An 18,810-nucleotide genomic window follows, 5' to 3' on the forward strand; every position below is an offset into this window, starting at 1 on the left:
CCGCCGCCAACTCATCAGCCCGAATCGCCGCAAAAGCCCGCCCCGCCCGAATCCGTTCCAGCCGATAGACAATCGCCATACTTACCAACAGTAAAGGTAGTACAATCCACAAATACTCGATCGGCGTCGCAAACGGTTGCGGAATCCCAAAAATGCCCACAGCCCCGCCAGTGATATCCAGATTCAGCGATAAAACCCGCAAAATTTCCACAAAAGCAATAGTGGCGATCGCCAAATAAATCCCACTCAACCGCAGCGCCGGAATTCCCACCAAAATCCCCAGCAATCCCGAAACAACCCCTGCAATTATCATCTCCACCAACAGCAATGGCAGAGGAAACAAACCACCTGTCGGCTGAAACACCGTCGTAGAAAAAATCGCCGCAATATACCCACCCAAAGCATAAAAACCAGGGCTAGCCAGAGACAACTGACCAGTCATTAAAGGCAAATACAGCGACATTCCCAACATTGCACCTAGCAACATCGAGACAATCAGAAACCCATAAGTAGTAAAAAAAAATCATTCATGACTTTATTTTAAATAATAAACCTATTTAATACCGCTTTGTTTCTGAGTCCGTGTGGGCGGAGTTCGTGTGTGTAGAAGCGATTTCAAAAGAGACTCTTGGCGAATTCATAGGGGGTAAAACCACTGAACTCTGTAATTGAGTATTTGCGATCGCTATTAGTAGTTAATACCAAATCCGGGTTACCGATACCCTTGATGAACCAGTCGGCCGCTTGCCCACGAAAGTTTTACTCGCAGGCGCTTTCAACCGCCGAATCAGCTATATGGTCAATTAGACATTGAGTCTAGAACTACCATTTTTAGGGGGTGAGGGGTGAAATCGATTGTTGATTGACCGACAGTCTCTTTCTCATCGCCCGGTATATTTATTTGAAGCTCGATCGCTCTGTTAAAGCCTTGTCGCCAGTAAATTTCTAATAATTGGGATTTTAGTCGCAATTTCCGCTTGAGGTATCTCCGTTTGCTGCCAGCTCGATCGCCCAGCCAGCCTCGCTCCCCACTGCTGCAACTGCGGATACTCATCAAAAGATATCTCAAACATCCCCACAGAAGGCAGCGCAGTCCCCGCCACGACTTCCGCCAAAGAAAACTGTTCGCCAGCAAAAAAAGTGCGTTCATCCGCCAGCAACCCCTCAAAAAACCTCAGCACCGTTAATATCTGTTGCTTTGACTGTGCCAACTTTTCCTCAGTATCTCCCGGCACAGCAGTTGCCTCGTCAAGGGAAACATCGCCGGCAACAGTTCATTTAGCGTCACCATTTCCACCATCCGCACAATTCCCAAGGCTTTCACCTCTGTTGGCAGCAGTGGGGGCGCGGGATATTTTGCATCTATATAATCCAGAATTGCCAGCGACTCCACCACGGTCAAATCTCCATCTACCAACACAGGTATGCGGTGGAAAGGGTTAATTCCTAAAAAATCCGGTTCAAATTGATCGCCGTCGAGGTTAAGTGCTAGAGGCTCAAACGCGATCTGCTTTTCCAGAAGTGCTACCCACACGCGGCGAGAATTCACAGAAATCGGAGTGTAGTACAGTTTCAGCATCGGATTTATTACGGGCTACACCACCAGTTTAGCAGCCTAATGTCTTGATTTTTGGTAACTCTGGGATGTAAAAGTGTTGGTTTGGGCGATCGTCCACCATTGAAAAAACCCAATTTCAAAAAAAACTTGTATTACCCCCTTGACAGTCCTGTATTACTTAATGTAGTATAAATGTATTGCCAAAGAGAAAGAGCTTCAAAGCATTATCCCAAGAGCAATACGAACCTTGAAAACCGAATATAAAATTAATCGTGTCACATAATTTCGGACATTGGCGGTGTAGACTCCGGCAACAAAAGCCCGATCGGCTTGTAGTACGCGGAATCAACCGCCACCTCGTCCAAACAGCAATTTCTTGAGGCTGTAGCTCAATTGGGAGAGCGTCGCTCTGTCACAGCGAAGGTAGCGGGATCGAAACCCGTCAGCCTCGTCTCCGTTTCCCGGAGTTGCGAGTAACAAATTATGAGTAACAAATTTATGAGTTTTGAATTAACAATTTTCTTTAACTCAAAACCCATAACTTAAAACTCAAAACTTTCAAAGTCCCGTAGGCAAATTAATTTAAGCCGTCACCCTCTCAAGGTGAAAATTGCGAGTTCAAACCTCGTCGGGACTCCCAGGTTAGGTGGCTGAGCGGCCCAAAGCATCGGTCTGCAAAACCGAATTTCGCGGGTTCAACTCCCGCCCTAACCTCTGTTCTTACTGATTCCCAGGAGCAATCTCAAATCTCAAATAAATAGTGCTGTAGGCAAATGGTTTAAGCCGCTTGGTTTTCACCCAAGTGAATTGCGGGTTCAACTCCCGTCAGCACTTTGTGTGGGTCGTTGGCAGAATGGTTTTGCAGCCGCCTTTTAAGCGGATGGATCGAGGTTCAATTCCTCGGCGACCTACCAAATTCTCAATTTCGGGTCGGCCCTCCTACTGGCGTGGGTAGCTGTCTGTAAAACAGTAGCTTAAAGCGTTGCTGGTTCAATTCCAGCCTGACCCATTTGCAACTGTATTATGACTTGTACAAAAAACCCGATTTCTGAGAAAAATCTTGCATCTCTAAGAGAGATATTGAGATATAAACCGGGTTTTTTACAGCGAGCAAATTCTGTGTATTTAATATGCAGTTGCAATCTTGAGAACGAGTTGTAATCGGACAACATTTTAGTATGCAAAACTAAAAATTGAGGGTTCAAATCCCTCCGTTCTCGTGCTCGGAGAAGTGGCCGAGCGGCTTAAGGCGCTTTCCTGCTAAGAAAGAGCGGTTTAACAACCGTCGTGGGTTCAAATCCCACCTTCTCCGTTTTCCCCCGATAGCTCAGTTGGTAGAGCGCTTGTTTGAAGAACAAGAAGTCGTCAGTTCGATACTGACTTGGGGGATTGCGTTGCCTTATAGCTCAATGGTAGAGCAAGCGGTTGTTAACCGCTAGGTTGTAGGTTCGAGTCCTACTGAGGCAGCCATTTTTCAAATTGCCGGGTAGACAAATTGGTAAAGTCGCCTATCTCTGAAATAGGAGTTTATGTAGGTTCAAAGCCTACCCCGGCATCCAATTATTGGGAAGTCGCCTAATTGGCATGGCACCGCTCTTTGAAAGCGGAACAATGCAGGTTCAAACCCTGCCTTCCCAGTTCTGCTATTACCAAAGCAGCAATCATGATGCTCCTGTAGCCCAATTGGCAGAGGCCGCAATTTCAAAAATTGTGTTGTGTGAGTTCAAATCTCACCAGGAGTACCAAATTTTCAACCAAATTTCTACTTGCTCCTGTGGCGGAATTGGCAGACGCGACAAACTTAAAATCTGTTCTATTTTGATTGTGAGTTCGAGTCTCACCGGGAGCATGAACGGGATGTAATTCAGCGGCCAGAAGCCATGCTTTGGGAGCATGGAGTCGTTGGTTCAAATCCAACCATCCCGACTTTACCTCTGTGATGTAATTGGAAAACATCGCTCGCTTAGAACGAGTGTTTTTGCAGGTTCAAATCCTGTCAGGGGTATGAGGTTTTATTCAATCTCAAATCTCAAATCTCAAATCGGTTTTGCCCCTGTAGCCCAATCGGTAGAGGCGCTAGATTTAGGATTTAGTCAGTGCTGGTTCGATGCCAGTCAGGGGTATTTGGTGACATCGCGGGTGAAGTAGCCTGGGTAGGCTTGGAGGTCTCATAAGCCTCTTCATAGCAGGTTCAACTCCTGCCCCCGCTACCAAAAATGCAGGTGTGATGTAATTGGTAACATGAGGCTCTTGTAAAGCTTTCTTGCGAGTTCAAATCTCGCCATCTGCTTTGGTAAAAATGCGGATATGGTGTAACGGTAGCATTCGAGTCTTCCAAGCTCTAGGCACGAGTTCGAGCCTCGTTATCCGCTTGACTAAATAAATGGAGGTTGGTTTTATTAATAATGATAAAAGTTAATTGTCGATCGCCCTTTTGCGTGTCCCAATCTTTGGAGCCTACATACTTTAGTACGAGAGGAAAGGTAACGCTGTCAAAATCAGCGGGCGTTTGCGAACGAGGAGTGCAATGAACCCGATAGGTAGGCTTGAAAGTAGCCATCCTTTAAAGAGTGTGTAATAACTCATCGGCCCAGTCCCTCTAGTAACTGAGAAAACGCAATGCTCTGATAACTTGCACGCCAAAGTGCGATCGCACTAATCAACAAAAAACACGGGAGCGTAACTCAACTGGAAAGAGTGTCGAGCTTCTATCTCGAAAGTTGTGGGTTCGAGTCCTACCGCTCCTGTTAGATGGGTTCGTAGCTTAATTGGTAAAGCATCTAACTGGCTGTTAGAAAGATATCGGTTCAACTCCGATCGCAATCCACCACACCAATTTGAGATTTGAGATTTACTCGACAGCTAAATCTTGTACGCGGGGTAATAGCTCAATTGGTAGAGCGCTTGCTTTGCACGCAAGAGGTTAGAAGTAGCCTTCGGGAAAACTTCGCCTACGATGCTCCTTGATTCAACTGCGGTGTCTGAAGCCAAAGCGGTAGCGGCGCCCTTTTGTGGAACCAGTAATAGCGGGTTCAATTCCCGTCAGACACCCCTCGGAAGATGCCGCTAAATGGTTGGCAACCAGTCTTGAAAACTGGGGTACAGTTAACTGTAAGGGTTCGATTCCTTCATCTTCCTTTTAATTAACCACCGGAAGTCGAAAAGCGAGACACCGTGCTGATAACGCGGGGATAGGAGGGGCGGTACCTCTTCGGTGGATTTATAATAATTTTATAGATAAATAATGGAGGATTATGATTACTTTTTTACGTAGATTTGCTATCATAGAGTGAAAAAAATTGTGGGAGGTTGCCTAATTGGAATGGCACCGTAAAAACTAGGTAAAGCGGCTCCCAAAAGGACGGTCGGGTTGGTTGAGTAGGGTAAAAAGTTGCTTCGCGACGTTCCCTGAAAACGCAAATTGGCAGCGGGTTGCGGAGGCACTCAAAGGAATTAACAGTCCGAGATGGGGGCAGTTCCCATCTGCTTGCGGGCAGTAAGGAAGCGCGTTTCCTGAAAGTTGCGATCGATCGATGCGGGTTCGAGTCCCGTCCTCTCCATTTGTTGTCTTTCATTTTATCAGAAAAACGGTTAAATATGAGAAAACTAAAATATTATGTTGCCTGCACAGTTGATGGTTTCATTGCTCGAGAAGACGGTTCATTTGATTGTTTTCCGATGTCAGGAGAGCATTTCGCCGATTTGTTCGATGCTTTTCCTGAGACTGTGCCGGCTCATCTTCACGAAGCACTAGGTATTAGTGGAGAGAACAAGCAGTTTGATGCTGTCTTGATGGGACGCAAAACCTATGAAGTAGGGCTAAAGGTCGGTCTGATTAATCCTTATCCTAGCTTGAAGCAGTTTGTTTTTTCGCGCAGTATGACAGCAAGTCCGGATGATAATATTCAACTTGTTTCGGACAATCCTGTTGATTTGGTTAGGGAATTGAAGCAGGAAACTGGAAAGGATATCTGGCTGTGCGGCGGTGGCGCTTTAGCGACAAGTCTTTTTTCTGAGATTGACGAGATGATTGTGAAGTTGAATCCGGTAGTTATCGGGGCGGGAATTCCTGTGTTTGCTGGGGCGATCGCACCGACAAATTTGGAACTTACCGATCGCAAAATCTACAGCAACGGTTTCATGTTACTTCACTATCGACTGAAGCATTAGCAATCGGGAGTTTAGTTATTGCAATTGCTGCGGCCAACAAAGGACTGAAGCCCTTACTACAAAATGAGTTTTTAGGAGTTACACAAAAAATGTATGCGATATTTTCTCGATTTCAATGTTGAGTCAGGGCGATCGCCACAAATTTTTACGAAAACACTTGATTTTTCAGAATAGTTGTGTTATAGTAGCTCCGATGCGGGAGTATAGCTCAGTTGGTTAGAGCAGGTGACTCTTAATCTCAAGGTCGAAGGTTCAAGTCCTTCTACTCCCATCCCAAATCCTTAACCTGAATCGAGCGAAACTCACGAGTGCAATCAACCGCTGTAGGGGTTGGATTACTGTGAGTTTTTGCGTTTTGGGATTTTTAATGTCGATCGACCCGATCGCGCGATCGCCAAGCTATTTTAAAATTTGTAAATAACCGGAAATGGTGATTAGCTATGATAGCAAATCTCTCGGCGCGCTGCTATGGAGGCGATCGCGATTTAAGTGCGATCGCCGATTTAATCAATACTTGCGAATCAGTCGATCTGCTCGATGAAGGCACTTCCATCTCCGAATTGCAACAAGAATTTAACCAACCGTCCCTAGATGTAGCCCGCGATATCCGCCTTTGGGAAGATGCGGAGGGAAAATTAATTGGTTTCGCCCAGTTGTCGGTTTCTGAGCCGGGGGAAGTAATTGACGGTTGGCTGTGGTTTCGCGTCCACCCCGACGCGCGCGGAGGCGATGCGGAAACAGCCGCGATCGCCTGGGGTGAAGTGCGGATGCGCGAGGTGTCTGCGGTGCGGGGCCCGCGCGTGAAGCTGCGAACCTACGCGCGCGCTGAGGATGGCGATCGCATTTCTGTGCTGACAAGTAATGGTTTCAAGGTCGATCGCTATTTTTGTCGCATGGCGCGATCGCTTTCTGAACCCATCCCAGAACCGCAATTCCCCGAAGGTTTTGCGCTGCGTCAATTTCCCGGCGAACAGGATGCAGAAGCTTGGGTAGAAATGTTCAACCAGTCGTTTATCGATCACTGGAATCATCACGATTTAACAGTAGAGAAATTCAAGTACGATTTAGCTAAACCCGATTATAGAAATGATTTAGACTTGATTGCAGTTGCTGCTGACGGGACATTTGCAGCTTTCTGTTATGGTCAAATTAGTGTCGATGAGTGCGATCGTACCGGGCGAAATGAAGGCTGGATTGCTTGTCTCGGTACGCGGCGCGGTTTCCGCAAAATTGGCTTGGGACGAGCGATGTTGCTGGCCATTTTGGAGCGACTAAAAGCTGCCGGTGTCGAGACTGCGATTCTCGGCGTGGATACTGCAAATCCTTCCGGTGCATTGCGACTTTACGAGTCTGCGGGCTTCCACAAAATTCGCGATAGCATTTCTTATGTTAAGGATGTTTGAGGATTTGGGCGATCGGGATTTACGCACAGGATTCAAGAAACCCGGTTTCTCTGTGTATGCCTTGTCACCAAACAATATTTCTCGTAGAAACCGGGTTTCTGGGGCCGAGTGCAAAGTTCGCGATCGCACTAGGTACGTTGTTGCGCTTGGGCGCTCTTAATATATATATGAAAGAGCGCCCAAGCGCAACTACGTACCTGTATCTAAAAAACTTCTCCTACCCCCTTGACACTTCTGTAGTATGTATGTAGTATAAACATATGGAAAGCGCAGGAGAGCCAAAAACCTGTATTTTCCGTACCAAATCTGAACCTTGACAACTAAATAGCGTTCGAGATTTCAAGGAACATCAATTTGAAAGTCTTGCAATAGAGACTTAATTGTCATGTTGTTACTTTTTACGAGACTGTTCAGTTACAGACTGACTCAACCTGAGTCAGATATTGTACCAAAACAGCCGAATTTCAACGAATCTGGTGCGGATTCAGAACAACACAGTTGCGATCAAATGCGATCGGCCCAAAAGACTGAAGAAATCCGCCATCTCAAACAAGCTTACCATTTAGAGCGGCGTTTGTTTATGTAAAAATTGTCGTGTTGGCGCAGATGCGAATGCTGACAATCTTTACCGACTAACGCCACAACTAAAGAGCAGAAAAGCTACTAATCCAAAATCTAAAATCTAAAATCTAAAATCGCTTAAGGAGGTAACAGTTATGGTTCACATTCGCTTTGAAGGACGTTCTTATGATGTGGCAGAAAACCAACTGGGTATCACGGTAGGAATGAGCGATAAGGCTATTAAAGAACGTCTAGCTAACCATTTTGATGTCAAGGAATCTCGCTTCGAGTCTTACGTGCTCGATCGCCGTCCCAGCGGCGATTTAATTGTCCGCCCAGAGGCTGTTTACGGCTAGAATTTTACTTAAAGCACGTATTAGACAGCGCACCCCAACTAAAGAAGCTTACAAACTGGATACGTTCGACTTAAAATCGAATTGTAGGTTCAATTCCTACTTGGCACGAGGCTAAAGCTTCTCTGACTTGTGCGCTGCCTTTTATAGCTGATTTTTTTAGATATATCGGGCGTTTAAAGGTTGCACTTCGCGCCCAAACAAAGGAAGCTTACATACTAGCTCATTGGTAGAGCATTTCTCTTTAAAGAAACGGTCGCGGGTTCAACTCCTGCGTATGTGCCATCGGCTTTCTTAACTTGCGCGAAGTGACTTTTAATTACCTCAAATATGGTTCTTGATTGAGGATAAGAATTAAATAATCCTGTTTGTATTGAAGACTTCTGTAGTCAAAAATAAATTGGGTATTAGCCATGCGAAAAAAACTGGCAATTTACCGATCGCCCTACGAGATAGATACCCTCCTCCACGCCTTCCAAGAATGCACCCTCCCGCGCAGCGAATGGACGCACGAAGCCCATTTAACCGTTGCTTTATGGTATTTTCTGTTTGGCGAATCGGACTCAGAGGCGATCGATGCGATTCGTAATGGCATCAAACGTTACAACTCTGCCAATGGCATTGAAAGCACGCCAAACAGCGGGTATCACGAAACGCTAACGCTGTTTTGGGCGCAAACTGTGCGCGAGTATCTCGCTGATGAAGGCCGGAATCGCTCGATCGTACATTTAGCTAACGGTTTGATCGCCGAATATGCCGATTCCACTTTACCGTTTAGCCACTACACCCGCGATCACCTAATGTCTTGGGAAGCCCGGAATAATTGGGTTGAACCGGATTTAAGGGCGATCGAAATCCCAGAATTTTCCCTGAAATAGTTTTAAAATAGCAGTTGTTGCCGCGCCCCAATCCGAAGAGCTTACATACCAACCCTATTAAGGTTATAAAAACAAAGCTCCTCAAACTTGCGCGGCGACTATTATATTTATTGCCAAGCGTGCAACAACTGCCCTTCGCCGATTTTGGGATATTCCTAATAATTGAAAATCCAAAATCGCCAATCCAAAATCATAACTGGAGGCAGCACCAATGAATACAGCAGAGCGCGATTTACGTTTAGAAATGCTCAACTCTCTGCTCACCACACCTCACCGACAACTGGAAAAGGTGACAGAAATTCACAAATTAATTATCGAATTAGATCCGATTTTTTACGGTCATTTAGCCGTGTGGTATCAACGTCACGGATCCGTGCGCGACCACAAGGAAGTTTTTGCCGGAAACTTGCTGACTTCGGGGCTGACAGAGCACCGAGATGCCGGGTTTATGATGTTACAAGAGTTCCCGCCCTACGAGGTTTCGCGGATTGTGGACTTTATGAAGCAGCACCAGAATAAGGTGCCTCGAAGCGCGCGCACTGCTGTGACTCGCTATCTGCGATCGCGCGAAAAGAATGCTCAGTTTTTCGATCGCGCCGCCATCCGCAACCGCAAGGCGATGAAGCACTTATACGCGACTCTGCACGTCAAGCCGAGCGATCGCGCTAATGCTATTCTGTTTAAGGACAATCCGCCGGAAGACTCGCTGGCATTCGTTTTGAAGCAGTTAGCGAAGGCGGCGACTCGGCAGGAACAGGCGAATTTGATTGTTGAGTACAAGATTCCCTATACGATCGCAGTTGGTGCGATCAAACAGCTAACGCCAACAGTGTTAGCAGCGCTGATTAACTCGATGTCGCCGCAGGAAGTCATCAACAACCTGAAATCGATTCAGTCTCGCGGCGCGATGGATCACCCGGAAGTCAAGCTGTTGATTGACTCGAAGTTGGATGAAGCGGCAAAGTGCGATCGAGTTTCTGCATACAAAGCGAGTGTTGCGGGTGCGGGCGCGAACTTCGACGCAGCCACGGCGGCGAAGCTGGAAGCGGTGACAAACGAACAGGTGAAGAAGCGCGGCAAGATTGTTAAAGCGACGGGTTTGTTGATTGACAAGTCGGGCTCGATGGAAAGTGCGATCGAAGTTGGTAAGCGTCTCGCTGCTTTGATTTCCGGCATTTCCGAGGCTGCGCTGTTCGTCTACGCCTTTGACACGATGCCGTATCCAGTGCAAGCAAACGGCACCGAATTGACCGATTGGGAGCGCGCATTCAAGCACATTCGCGCAGGCGGCGGCACAAGTTGCGGTTGCGCGGTGGAAGCAATGCGGATTAAAAAGCAGGTAGTTGAGCAATTCATTATGGTAACAGATGAAGATGAAAACGCTTCACCTTATTTTGCAGATGCTTATCAGAAATACTGCCACACTTTGGGCGTAATTCCTGATGTTGTGATTGTGCGAGTTGGCGCTTGGTACGAATATGTCCAGAAGCAATTGAAGGACAAGCAAGTGTCGGTGGAAACGTTTACGTTTGCGGGTGATTACTACTCGCTGCCGAACTTGGTGCCGATGTTGTCTCGTCCTTCGCGGCTGGAATTGTTGATGGAAATTCTGGATACATCGTTGCCTGTGAGGGATGACAAGTGATATAATGGGATTGCCCGTCAGTTATGCTGGCGGGCAATGCTCACATTTTTGAGTCTCGTATGTCAACTGAGATTACATACATTGAAGCTGAAGCAAATTTAGAAAATCTCTGCGATCGCGCTGTTGAAACTGGGGAAGTAATAGTTATTACTAGATCTAACGGCAAAAATGCGGTTTTGATTTCTGAGGCAGAATTATAAAGTTTGCTAGAAACGCTTTATTTGCTGCGATCGCCAGTTAATGCAACTCGCTTGTTAACAGCACTGAAGCAAGCTAAATCAAGAGTCATTCAACCTCAGACACTCGATGAAATTTGCAAACAATTCGGGCTTGATGAAGAGGATGATACAGAAAATGAGGTAGCAATCGCCAGTTAAAACATTAATGACAAAATCACAATCTTCAACTATACTCTAAACTTGGGAGGGTCTGTTGGTGACTTCAATATTAATCAAAGATTTAGCAACCGAATTAGAGCTTTTCACCGAAGATCCAGTGGAAATATTTATTAGCAGTGGGGTAAGTTGGCAACAGTACGAAGAACTACTGAATCAACTGGGAGATAGTCCTTGGTATAGAGTTACTTATTTAGAAGAAGTCCTGGAAATTATGTCCCCAAGTCGCCGTCACGATCGAGACAAAACGAATATTGGGATGCTGCTAGAAGCGTATTTTCAAGAAACACGGACTCGGTTTTGGGGATTGGGTTCAACTACATTTCGCATCCAAGCAAAAAAGGGCGGTACAGAACCGGATGAGTGCTATTGTATAGGTACAGAAAAAGAGTTTCCCGATTTGGCGATCGAGGTTGTACTCAGCAGTGGCGGCCTGGACAAGTTAGCAGTTTACAAAAAGCTCGGAATCAGAGAGGTTTGGTTCTGGAAAAATCGTCGCTTTGACGTTTATCATCTTCTGGGAGAGGAATATGAAAAAATGCAGCAAAGCGAGTTATTGCCGAATTTGGATTTATCACTGATTGCAGAGTATGTACAACGGCCTGACCCCCTTGAGGCTGTGTTGGAGTTTCGGGAAAGAGTTAGAGAAAATTTAGGAGGAAGTTGAGATTTAATATCGCTGCTTGCTACCAAACATCTCCCTCAATATCCTCAAGCGACAACTTTTTACCTATTTTCAATTATTCTCGCGTTCGAGCGATAATTTCTTGTAATTCTGGATTAGCGATGGATGACACTAACTGGGAATCCGCACCAGCCAAAGCAGCGCACAACTTTTCCGAAGTAAGTGCGGGATATTTTTCTAACACTTGTTCTTCTGTCCAGCCCGCCGCAAACAGCCCCAGCAAAAATTCTACAGACAATCGAGTTTCTTTCACTTCTGGTTTAGCTGCGGAAGCTTTTGGGTTGAGATTAATGAGCTTTCGCCAGTCCATTGTTTTTACTTAAACTATTTGGCAAGATTTCGCCAATTATACTGCATTTGGGGCACAGTACAAACACGGGCATCGTTGACTGACTTTGTAACAGTCCCATCGCAGGTGATACCATTTGAGATTTGAGATTTTCGATTTTAAATTGGAGAATCACCGATTGGTTAAGGGTTTGAAGCTTTACTAGAGTCGCATTTTTTGGCGAACTGGTGTTGTTTCCAGATTTTGCGATTAAATTGTTATTACGATCGCAGTACAGCACTTTCTTATAGACTAGAGTAATGGGGTAGCAGCAGGGCGATCGCCCTTTTTCCTTTTGTCCGTTTCAATACAAAACCGCGATCGCACTAAATCTCAACCCACTGTCTAACGAACTGTGCAACGCACAATACAACTACTTTAACTTCTTAAAACTATGGGAAAAAAGTCGAAAGCCCAAAAATCCCAGCTCAAAAAATCCAGTTTGCTCTGCGCCAGACTGCAACAAGCTCTCGATCGAGGCAGTAAAGTTTGGATTAAAACAAATAATAGCAGTTTCGGCGGCATCCCGATTAATTTGTTCGGGGAGTTTGCAGAACTTTTGGTGATAGTTCCCCCTAACGAACAGGCGGAAAATATCGATGCTTACGGACAAGTTACGTGGCTGATTCGCATCTCTGATATTATTGCACTCGCCTATCCTACTGAATACTGGTCTAAAGATAGATTAGAAAGTTTGCTGCCGCCCGATGCAGTTACTTCCGAAGTAGGAGATTCACTGTAAGGTGCGCGGCTTCGCACGCTACTTTTCGCTTATTTGTATTTGGTAAGGTGCGCCGCCGCGCACCTTAGTTTTACTATTTTTTCAGCTATTTTACCACTAAAAACACACCGCTCGGACAGTTTTTATCAGTTCAATTACTTATTGCAAGCCGAAAGCTGCACTTTACAGTTGCCGCCATCTAGTTCGCTGCAACCAGCCAGAGCTTGAGCTTCTGCTGCTGATTTATCGTCGCCCCAACCCGCACCGGCTCCTCCTTTTCCTACGGCGATCGCTCCACAATTATTGCTGTTAGATGTCAGCGGTTCGCAGTCGTTAGCACCTCCGCTTTTTTCATTGCACGCGACTACCGCTGCGTCTAGTGCTTCTTTTTCTGTAGCGTGATCCCAACTAATACCAGTAGCGTCAGAAGTCGGAGAATAAGCAGTAGCTCCATAGGTGTCCTGAGCTTGAGCTGCCTGAACCGAGCCAAAAATCGAAACTGTCAAAGCTGTCACTCCAACCAACTTAGAAAAAAGCTTTTGCAACATATTAGGTTGATGTTTGTACAAGGTTATTTTGCAATACGGTTCACTTAACATATTTATACCCAGGAGAACCCTTGCAGCATCCCCCTGGTTGTAGGGGGACGAAAGAGAGGATTCTTGTCCCCCCCTTTTTAAGGGGTGTGCCAGGGAGATCGTCTTAAGTAAATTGTATTAGGGTATTTTGGATATTAAACAAATAATATAATAGGATAGTTATTGATGTCAAGTCTTTTTTGTAACATTTTATATTTAATCAAATTAACAACAGGTTATGTCAAAGAAAGTAAAATTACGGAGGTAAATCTAGTGGTAGATATCCGAAAAATCCTCAGCCAACTTGCTGACGGAGAAGAGCAACTGCTCGATACCCAATTCCTGGCTCCTTGCGTGCGGGGAGGAAGGGTGCGGACAAGGGTTAGCTCAATGGTTTATACTTTTCAAGTCTCACCGCGAAATTTTGAAGGATGGGGTATTTTTGAGCCAGTTAATGAGAAAACTGCTGCTGTAATTGAGGAGCCAAATTTGCCCCAAGTGGCAGAGTATTTGCAACTGCTCGTGTCCGTGCGCTTGCATTTGGCTTGCGCGCTGCAAGGGCAAACTTGGCTGGCTTATCCTGTTAATGAATCTGATGCTAAACAGCGCACTGGTGCTGCTAAACCCGTATTAGTTCATTTGGTAACTGAAGGTTCGCAGTTTGAACCTATCGTGGCGCGGTGGGACGGTGATTGTTTGTGGTTTGAAGAGATTGACAGGCGCGCCGATCCGCTGCCGTCTGAAAAGTTAAAAATAGCTTTGAAAAAGTTGATTTTGCCTCAAGATGTTCGCTTTAAAGGGATGACACCAGAAATGCGAATTGTTTACGAATTAGTTACCCGAAATATTAAAGATTTCGATCCGAAAGTGCGGGAGGAAGGGCGCTTGCAGCGGGCGTTGAAGATGGGCGGCGGCGAGTTGCGGGATTTTGGCGATCGCCAAGATTACTGGCTGGTTGAATGGACTAGCGCCAGTGGAGAACATCATAGTTCGGCGATCGCCAAAAATGACTTGACAGTGATGAGTGCTGGCATTTGTCTCAGCGGATTGGATAAAGATTTTGACTTGCAGTCATTAGTCGGAGTCGTAGAAAATCGATAAAAATCATCAATCCTGACCAATGACTAATGACTACTGACTACTGACTACTGACTACTGACTACTGACCAATGACTAATAATATGAGTATATTTTTTCACGAACAACTTTACAGAAGTGCCGCAGTGATGTCGCTGGTAAAAAATTTCCCGGTAACGGTTTGTGGCGCGGGCGCTTTGGGTGCGAATATTGTAGAGAGTCTGGCGCGATCGGGCTTTGGGCACTTAAGAGTCATCGATCGCGATCGCATCGAAGAGCGCAACCTTTCCACTCAACCCTATTATCGATCGGACATCGGCGCATTCAAAGCCAAAATTCTCGCCAACAACCTGTACCGCGCTTTGTCCGTCAGCATTGACGCGCACTCAAAGGAATTGACACCCGCCAATGTCGATCGCCTGCTTGCCAATAGCGCCCTGGCGATCGATACTTTTGATAACAGCGTCGGGCGGCAAGCAGTCAAAGATTACTGTGCGAGTGCCTCCATTCCCTGCGTGCACGTCGGATTGGCCGCAGATTACTCCGAAATAATTTGGAACCAACACTATCGGGTTCCGACCGCCGCCAATGATGACGTTTGCGATTACCCGCTGGCGAGAAACTTGGTAATGCTGACAGTTGCAGTCGCCTGCGAAGTAATTGTTACCTTTGCTGCTACCAAACAGCAACAAAATTTAACTTGCACGATCGGAGATTTTGCAGTCAGACCACTTATATTGTAGAATGTCTGGTGGCTGTTGCCAGAAACCCGGTCGAGCGAGATTGGACACCTCCATTCCAGAAACCCGGTTTCTTACTCTCAAACAATCGTCAGTCGATTGAAGAATTGAATAATTGAAGAATTTTAGATTGATTCTGCATAATGGTGTGGAAGTGCGAACAAAAGTCTAAAAATTTGGGTTCATTCACGACTTGAGTCGGCGGATTGTACCCGTTTCTTCAGGGTAAAAGTTGCAAAAAACGCTTGAGAAAATTAACAGGGAAAGTATGGTTGGATCGCAGACTTTTTATTATTTACTAGCAGTTCTCGGCTTATTAGTTTTGACTGGCGCAAATGCAGCCAATTATTCAGCGGGTAGCACTATTTGCCCCACTAATGATTGCCACGAACCAGAAGTTAGATTCCATAAAAGGGTTTTGAAACACGGATCGAGAGGGGCAGATGTCAAGAAACTGCAAAAATTGTTGAACGCGCAGGGTGTGTGCCCAGAGCCGATCGCACTTGATGGCATTTTCGGTAGAACAACCCTAGATGGAGTCAAGAGATTTCAGCGACAAGCCCACCTTCCTGTAGACGGAATTGTGGGAGGCAAAACTTGGGACAAACTGTTTGCTAGTTCCTAACTTTAAGCACCGGCAACAAAAGTCCATAAGTCATCATTCCCGATCGTGAATCCCTGCGGTTTGTAGTTGCACATCAAGTAGATTTTGTGCAACTACAAACACAGAAATTGCCTCAAAAATCTATCGAACACCAGATTGCTAATGAATGAAGTTTTAGATTTTTGGTTTGGTCGATCGAACTCTCCTGAATTTGGTAAAGTTCAAAAGAAGTGGTTTGAGAAAGATGCGGCTTTTGATGCAGAAGTGCGTTAGCGAAGCCCTCGAAGAGGATCGGGCTTTCTGACAGAATACGAACGAGCAGCATCCGGTCAACTCGACTTCTGGCAAAATTCCCCCAAAAACTGCCTAGCATTAATTTTACTCCTCGATCAGTTTCCGCGCAATATGTTTCGCGAAACGCCGAAAGCATTCGCCACAGACAGCAAAGCCTTAGCCGCCGCCCAACACGCTGTTAACAATAACTTCGATCGCGAATTGGTGCAAGTACAAAAATGGTTTATTTATCTGCCTTTTGAACACAGCGAAAACTTACAACACCAGCAAAAATCTGTGGAACTCTTTCGCCAACTCAGCGGCGAACCCGACAGCGATTCAGTCATAGATTTCGCAATTCGGCATTTTAAAGTAATCGAGAGTTTTGGCAGATTTCCCCACCGCAATCAAATTCTCGGGCGCGAAACAACTCCCGAAGAAGCAGAGTTTCTGAGACAACCAGGTTCGGGGTTTTAGGGCGATTTTAAAACCTTTATGCTACTTGCTGTATAAACTAGAAAATAGTATGGTTGCGAGGAATATCCTATTGCATCGGAATGATTTAACCTTACTAGGGCGCAGAGGACACAGAGGCAGAGAATAGACAAGATTGCATAAGTCTTCGCTCGCTCCTTCAACCGCAGATGTTAGACAGATAAACACAGATAAACGCAGATAATTTCAGGGTGTTTTCCGATTTTTGCAATCTTGTCTAATAGAGAAATGAATAATTCCGATACCAACGGATTTGATATAAGATGGAAAAATTAATAGGATTTAAACTAAGTAAATTTCCTTTGTCTCTCAGAAGCATAGTCCATTTAGAATATTTCGACGGCCCCCTGCTATCGCTTTTTGAGAATGAATACGGCGATAGCTATCTTTATTCTTGGTGCGATGTAGATAATTTGTACAATCGCTGGTTGGTTTTCAGAGTTTCACAACCAACTTTCAAGCTTTACATAGAGGGACAAGTTTCATTGCACCAGTTAATTGTAAATCCTGTTGATGGATTTCTATATTCATTAGATATAGACAATGCTTTACAGGTAAAAAACACTTATTTAATCCTGCCTGAAAATTTACCGAAAATCTACTTGCCAGAAACAGATTCCTATTACGAACTGTCTGATTTAAATCGCGAAACTGCGGCAGAAGATAAGTTATTAATTTTTCAAATAATTTCCGGTGAATCTCAGTTTAGCAAGGTTTGAAGCTGATTAAACAGCCAGATACCCGACTTCTTGAAGAAGTCGGGTATCTAATCCATCGCCCTTTTTTCACCCGCGATACTGAACCCGATAAATCCGGTTGTTCGCTTCCTCAGTAAACAACAAACTCCCATCAGGTAAAACCAGCAAACCAACAGGCCTCCCCCAAGTTTTCGGGCCCGACGGATCAGTGAGAAAACCCGTCAGAAAGTCCTCATAATAACCCTGGGGACGCGAACTCGCCGCATTAAAAGGTACAAACACAATTTTGTAACCAGTTCCTGCGTTCCGATTCCAACTGCCGCGAAACGCCACAAACGCGCCGTTAAAAAATCTTTTGGGAAACGTTTTGCCGTCATAAAACTGAAGTCCTAAAGCTGCCGAGTGCGCCTGAAACAGCACGTCCGGCGTCAATGTTTTGGCCGCTAAATCTGGTCGATCGCTCTTGCCGTTTTTAGCGTGGCGCGGATCGAGCAAATTCGGCTTAAAATAAGTGTAAGGCCAGCCGTAAAACTCACCTTTACGAATTCTTGTCAAGTAATCCGGCACCAAATCATCTCCCAAACCGTCGCGCTCGTTGACTGTGGTGTAGAGTTGATTAGTTTTCGGGTGAAAATCCAATCCCACAGGATTTCGCAAGCCGGAAGCAAAAGTTTGCTGGTTTGTACCGTCCAAATTCATCACTTGCACAGAGGCCCTCGGCAGCGGTTCGGAGTCGGCATTTGACTGGGAACCAACAGATACAAACAACTGGCGGTTGTCTGGGGAAACTACAACGTTTCGCGTCCAGTGTTGGTTGTAGCCGCCGCCCGGTAAATCGGCAATTTTTTGACCTGTTCCAGTTAATTGTTCCTGCCCTTTTGTGTAGGGAAATCGGCGGACTTCTGCGGTATTTCCCAGGAAAAAATAGCCCTGAGCAAAAGCCATACCAAAGGGAATATTTAAATTGTTTTGGGCGCTAGCAAAAGTCTTGCGAACTTCAGCAACGCCGTCGCCGTTGGCATCGCGCAGCAGCCTAATCCGATTCTGCCGGGTTTCTGTTACCAAAACATCTCCTGTTGGTGTCAAAGCCAGCCATCGGGGAGCATCTAAATTGTCAGCAAACACGTTGACGACAAAGCCGGGAGGCACTCGCAGCACGGGCGATGCGGGAATCGGTATTACTTGAGGAGGTTTCGAGGCGCTGTCGGTGGCTCCTGGCTGCGGCAAAGATGTTGCCACAATGCCGATCGGCTGCGGGGAAAGCGGTTTTGTTGGTACAATTTGATTTGTCCGAACATTGGTCAGCCGTGGCAGGGAGGGAATTTGCGACAGCGGACTTGGTTGGGGAACAGGAGTGGCTGTGGCATCTGTAGCTCGATCGCACGCAATCAGCGGCAGCAGCAGAATTAGCAACAGGAAACGCAGGTAAGACATAGCAGCGATTTCTCCACAATTGCTCGACAATTCTTTGATTCTAATTGCTATTAAACAGCGAAGCCACCGCGCGCGGTGACTTAATTTCATTTACAACAAACCTAGTTCTACCAAAGTCCTCTCACAGGAGCAGGACGTGGAGCCGGAATCGGACGTGGAGCCGGAATAATCGGAGCGGGAGCCGGACGGGGAACCGGACGAGGAGCGAGAGCCG

21 protein-coding genes and 25 tRNA genes are annotated in these 18,810 nt (G+C 45.9%); 40 read left to right on the plus strand and 6 right to left on the minus strand.

Annotation, left to right across the window (positions count from 1 at the left end; all coding sequences use genetic code 11):
• The 3 genes from IQ270_RS19400 to IQ270_RS31230 all read right to left on the minus strand — a co-directional run.
• Window positions 1–487, minus strand: a 487-nt coding sequence (locus IQ270_RS19400; RefSeq protein WP_193974786.1) for a branched-chain amino acid ABC transporter permease, incomplete at its 3' end; no start/stop codon positions are given.
• 433 nt (window positions 488–920) lie between these two features.
• Window positions 921–1,211 (minus strand): glutathione S-transferase family protein, encoded by a 291-nt coding sequence (locus tag IQ270_RS31225; RefSeq protein WP_228056513.1) that lies wholly within the window; start codon window positions 1,209–1,211, stop codon window positions 921–923.
• On the minus strand, window positions 1,184–1,579 hold the full coding sequence (locus IQ270_RS31230; protein ID WP_228056514.1) for a glutathione S-transferase family protein: 396 nt from the start codon (window positions 1,577–1,579) through the stop codon (window positions 1,184–1,186). Before IQ270_RS31230 ends, IQ270_RS31225 begins: the two co-directional genes overlap by 28 nt.
• Before the next feature lie 357 nt (window positions 1,580–1,936).
• Between IQ270_RS31230 and IQ270_RS19410 the strand changes: the two genes are divergently transcribed.
• From IQ270_RS19410 to IQ270_RS19570, 34 genes are all read left to right on the plus strand, one after another.
• Window positions 1,937–2,009: transfer RNA gene (locus IQ270_RS19410), tRNA-Asp, on the plus strand.
• Window positions 2,010–2,120: 111 nt separating this feature from the next.
• Window positions 2,121–2,198: transfer RNA gene (locus tag IQ270_RS19415), tRNA-Glu, on the plus strand.
• Window positions 2,199–2,272: transfer RNA gene (locus tag IQ270_RS19420), tRNA-Cys, on the plus strand. It begins immediately after the preceding tRNA gene.
• Window positions 2,273–2,317: 45 nt separating this feature from the next.
• Window positions 2,318–2,392: transfer RNA gene (locus IQ270_RS19425), tRNA-Glu, on the plus strand.
• Between the two features lie 5 nt (window positions 2,393–2,397).
• A tRNA-Lys gene (locus tag IQ270_RS19430) sits at window positions 2,398–2,472 on the plus strand.
• Window positions 2,473–2,485: 13 nt separating this feature from the next.
• Window positions 2,486–2,567 (plus strand) — tRNA-Tyr (locus IQ270_RS19435).
• A 137-nt stretch (window positions 2,568–2,704) separates the two neighbouring features.
• Window positions 2,705–2,778: transfer RNA gene (locus tag IQ270_RS19440), tRNA-Cys, on the plus strand.
• Between the two features lie 5 nt (window positions 2,779–2,783).
• Window positions 2,784–2,870 (plus strand) — tRNA-Ser (locus IQ270_RS19445).
• A 4-nt stretch (window positions 2,871–2,874) separates the two neighbouring features.
• A tRNA-Phe gene (locus tag IQ270_RS19450) sits at window positions 2,875–2,947 on the plus strand.
• 6 nt (window positions 2,948–2,953) lie between these two features.
• Window positions 2,954–3,028, plus strand: a tRNA-Asn gene (locus IQ270_RS19455).
• 10 nt (window positions 3,029–3,038) lie between these two features.
• Window positions 3,039–3,117: transfer RNA gene (locus IQ270_RS19460), tRNA-Gln, on the plus strand.
• A gap of 5 nt (window positions 3,118–3,122) precedes the next feature.
• A tRNA-Gln gene (locus IQ270_RS19465) sits at window positions 3,123–3,196 on the plus strand.
• A 30-nt stretch (window positions 3,197–3,226) separates the two neighbouring features.
• A tRNA-Leu gene (locus tag IQ270_RS19470) sits at window positions 3,227–3,303 on the plus strand.
• Between the two features lie 23 nt (window positions 3,304–3,326).
• Window positions 3,327–3,407, plus strand: a tRNA-Leu gene (locus IQ270_RS19475).
• A gap of 4 nt (window positions 3,408–3,411) precedes the next feature.
• A tRNA-Pro gene (locus IQ270_RS19480) sits at window positions 3,412–3,484 on the plus strand.
• Between the two features lie 4 nt (window positions 3,485–3,488).
• Window positions 3,489–3,563 (plus strand) — tRNA-Leu (locus tag IQ270_RS19485).
• A 44-nt stretch (window positions 3,564–3,607) separates the two neighbouring features.
• Window positions 3,608–3,681, plus strand: a tRNA-Leu gene (locus tag IQ270_RS19490).
• A gap of 11 nt (window positions 3,682–3,692) precedes the next feature.
• Window positions 3,693–3,771: transfer RNA gene (locus tag IQ270_RS19495), tRNA-Met, on the plus strand.
• Window positions 3,772–3,776: 5 nt separating this feature from the next.
• Window positions 3,777–3,848: transfer RNA gene (locus tag IQ270_RS19500), tRNA-Thr, on the plus strand.
• A gap of 11 nt (window positions 3,849–3,859) precedes the next feature.
• Window positions 3,860–3,930, plus strand: a tRNA-Gly gene (locus tag IQ270_RS19505).
• A 301-nt stretch (window positions 3,931–4,231) separates the two neighbouring features.
• Window positions 4,232–4,305: transfer RNA gene (locus IQ270_RS19510), tRNA-Arg, on the plus strand.
• A 6-nt stretch (window positions 4,306–4,311) separates the two neighbouring features.
• Window positions 4,312–4,388: transfer RNA gene (locus IQ270_RS19515), tRNA-Ala, on the plus strand.
• Window positions 4,389–4,613: 225 nt separating this feature from the next.
• A tRNA-Ser gene (locus IQ270_RS19520) sits at window positions 4,614–4,696 on the plus strand.
• Window positions 4,697–5,155: 459 nt separating this feature from the next.
• The gene (locus tag IQ270_RS19525; RefSeq protein ID WP_193974787.1) at window positions 5,156–5,728 is read left to right on the plus strand and encodes a dihydrofolate reductase family protein; all 573 of its coding nucleotides are present in this window, start codon (window positions 5,156–5,158) and stop codon (window positions 5,726–5,728) included.
• 197 nt (window positions 5,729–5,925) lie between these two features.
• Window positions 5,926–5,999, plus strand: a tRNA-Lys gene (locus IQ270_RS19530).
• 169 nt (window positions 6,000–6,168) lie between these two features.
• Entirely contained in the window at window positions 6,169–7,131 is a 963-nt protein-coding gene (locus IQ270_RS19535) for a GNAT family N-acetyltransferase (RefSeq protein ID WP_193974789.1), read from the plus strand.
• Between the two features lie 385 nt (window positions 7,132–7,516).
• Complete coding sequence (locus IQ270_RS19540; protein WP_228056515.1) at window positions 7,517–7,717, plus strand: radical SAM protein; 201 nt, start codon at window positions 7,517–7,519, stop codon at window positions 7,715–7,717.
• A gap of 130 nt (window positions 7,718–7,847) precedes the next feature.
• Entirely contained in the window at window positions 7,848–8,048 is a 201-nt protein-coding gene (locus IQ270_RS19545) for a hypothetical protein (RefSeq protein ID WP_193974791.1), read from the plus strand.
• Window positions 8,049–8,258: 210 nt separating this feature from the next.
• Window positions 8,259–8,330, plus strand: a tRNA-OTHER gene (locus tag IQ270_RS19550).
• 128 nt (window positions 8,331–8,458) lie between these two features.
• The gene (locus IQ270_RS19555) at window positions 8,459–8,923 is read left to right on the plus strand and encodes a hypothetical protein (RefSeq protein WP_193974793.1); all 465 of its coding nucleotides are present in this window, start codon (window positions 8,459–8,461) and stop codon (window positions 8,921–8,923) included.
• Window positions 8,924–9,134: 211 nt separating this feature from the next.
• Entirely contained in the window at window positions 9,135–10,568 is a 1,434-nt protein-coding gene (locus IQ270_RS19560) for a hypothetical protein (RefSeq protein WP_193974794.1), read from the plus strand.
• A 59-nt stretch (window positions 10,569–10,627) separates the two neighbouring features.
• A complete protein-coding gene (locus IQ270_RS31235; RefSeq protein WP_228056516.1) occupies window positions 10,628–10,768 on the plus strand; it encodes a type II toxin-antitoxin system Phd/YefM family antitoxin in 141 nt (46 codons plus the stop codon).
• Window positions 10,769–10,771: 3 nt separating this feature from the next.
• Window positions 10,772–10,945: an addiction module antitoxin gene (locus tag IQ270_RS31240; RefSeq protein ID WP_228056517.1), complete on the plus strand. Its 174-nt coding sequence runs from the start codon at window positions 10,772–10,774 to the stop codon at window positions 10,943–10,945.
• Window positions 10,946–11,003: 58 nt separating this feature from the next.
• The gene (locus IQ270_RS19570) at window positions 11,004–11,630 is read left to right on the plus strand and encodes a Uma2 family endonuclease (RefSeq protein WP_193974796.1); all 627 of its coding nucleotides are present in this window, start codon (window positions 11,004–11,006) and stop codon (window positions 11,628–11,630) included.
• Window positions 11,631–11,703: 73 nt separating this feature from the next.
• Here the strand turns inward: IQ270_RS19570 and IQ270_RS19575 are convergent, their stop codons facing one another.
• Complete coding sequence (locus IQ270_RS19575; protein WP_193974797.1) at window positions 11,704–11,958, minus strand: DUF433 domain-containing protein; 255 nt, start codon at window positions 11,956–11,958, stop codon at window positions 11,704–11,706.
• A gap of 412 nt (window positions 11,959–12,370) precedes the next feature.
• Between IQ270_RS19575 and IQ270_RS19580 the strand changes: the two genes are divergently transcribed.
• Window positions 12,371–12,718 (plus strand): hypothetical protein, encoded by a 348-nt coding sequence (locus tag IQ270_RS19580; protein ID WP_193974799.1) that lies wholly within the window; start codon window positions 12,371–12,373, stop codon window positions 12,716–12,718.
• 134 nt (window positions 12,719–12,852) lie between these two features.
• On the opposite strand, the gene IQ270_RS19585 is transcribed toward IQ270_RS19580, so the two are convergent.
• Window positions 12,853–13,245: a DUF4189 domain-containing protein gene (locus IQ270_RS19585; RefSeq protein WP_193974800.1), complete on the minus strand. Its 393-nt coding sequence runs from the start codon at window positions 13,243–13,245 to the stop codon at window positions 12,853–12,855.
• Window positions 13,246–13,548: 303 nt separating this feature from the next.
• Between IQ270_RS19585 and IQ270_RS19590 the strand changes: the two genes are divergently transcribed.
• From IQ270_RS19590 to IQ270_RS19610, 5 genes are all read left to right on the plus strand, one after another.
• Window positions 13,549–14,376 (plus strand): hypothetical protein, encoded by an 828-nt coding sequence (locus IQ270_RS19590; protein ID WP_193974801.1) that lies wholly within the window; start codon window positions 13,549–13,551, stop codon window positions 14,374–14,376.
• An 80-nt stretch (window positions 14,377–14,456) separates the two neighbouring features.
• Window positions 14,457–15,095: a ThiF family adenylyltransferase gene (locus tag IQ270_RS19595; RefSeq protein WP_193974806.1), complete on the plus strand. Its 639-nt coding sequence runs from the start codon at window positions 14,457–14,459 to the stop codon at window positions 15,093–15,095.
• 265 nt (window positions 15,096–15,360) lie between these two features.
• A complete protein-coding gene (locus IQ270_RS19600) occupies window positions 15,361–15,717 on the plus strand; it encodes a peptidoglycan-binding protein (protein WP_193974802.1) in 357 nt (118 codons plus the stop codon).
• 279 nt (window positions 15,718–15,996) lie between these two features.
• Window positions 15,997–16,446: a DUF924 family protein gene (locus IQ270_RS19605; protein WP_339384232.1), complete on the plus strand. Its 450-nt coding sequence runs from the start codon at window positions 15,997–15,999 to the stop codon at window positions 16,444–16,446.
• Between the two features lie 281 nt (window positions 16,447–16,727).
• Entirely contained in the window at window positions 16,728–17,183 is a 456-nt protein-coding gene (locus IQ270_RS19610; RefSeq protein WP_193974803.1) for a DUF6575 domain-containing protein, read from the plus strand.
• 66 nt (window positions 17,184–17,249) lie between these two features.
• Here the strand turns inward: IQ270_RS19610 and IQ270_RS19615 are convergent, their stop codons facing one another.
• Window positions 17,250–18,596 (minus strand): sorbosone dehydrogenase family protein, encoded by a 1,347-nt coding sequence (locus IQ270_RS19615; protein WP_193974804.1) that lies wholly within the window; start codon window positions 18,594–18,596, stop codon window positions 17,250–17,252.
• Window positions 18,597–18,810: the final 214 nt, after the last annotated feature.

It is taken from the genome of Microcoleus sp. LEGE 07076, from assembly GCF_015207455.1.
Classification (GTDB): domain Bacteria; phylum Cyanobacteriota; class Cyanobacteriia; order Cyanobacteriales; family Microcoleaceae; genus Microcoleus.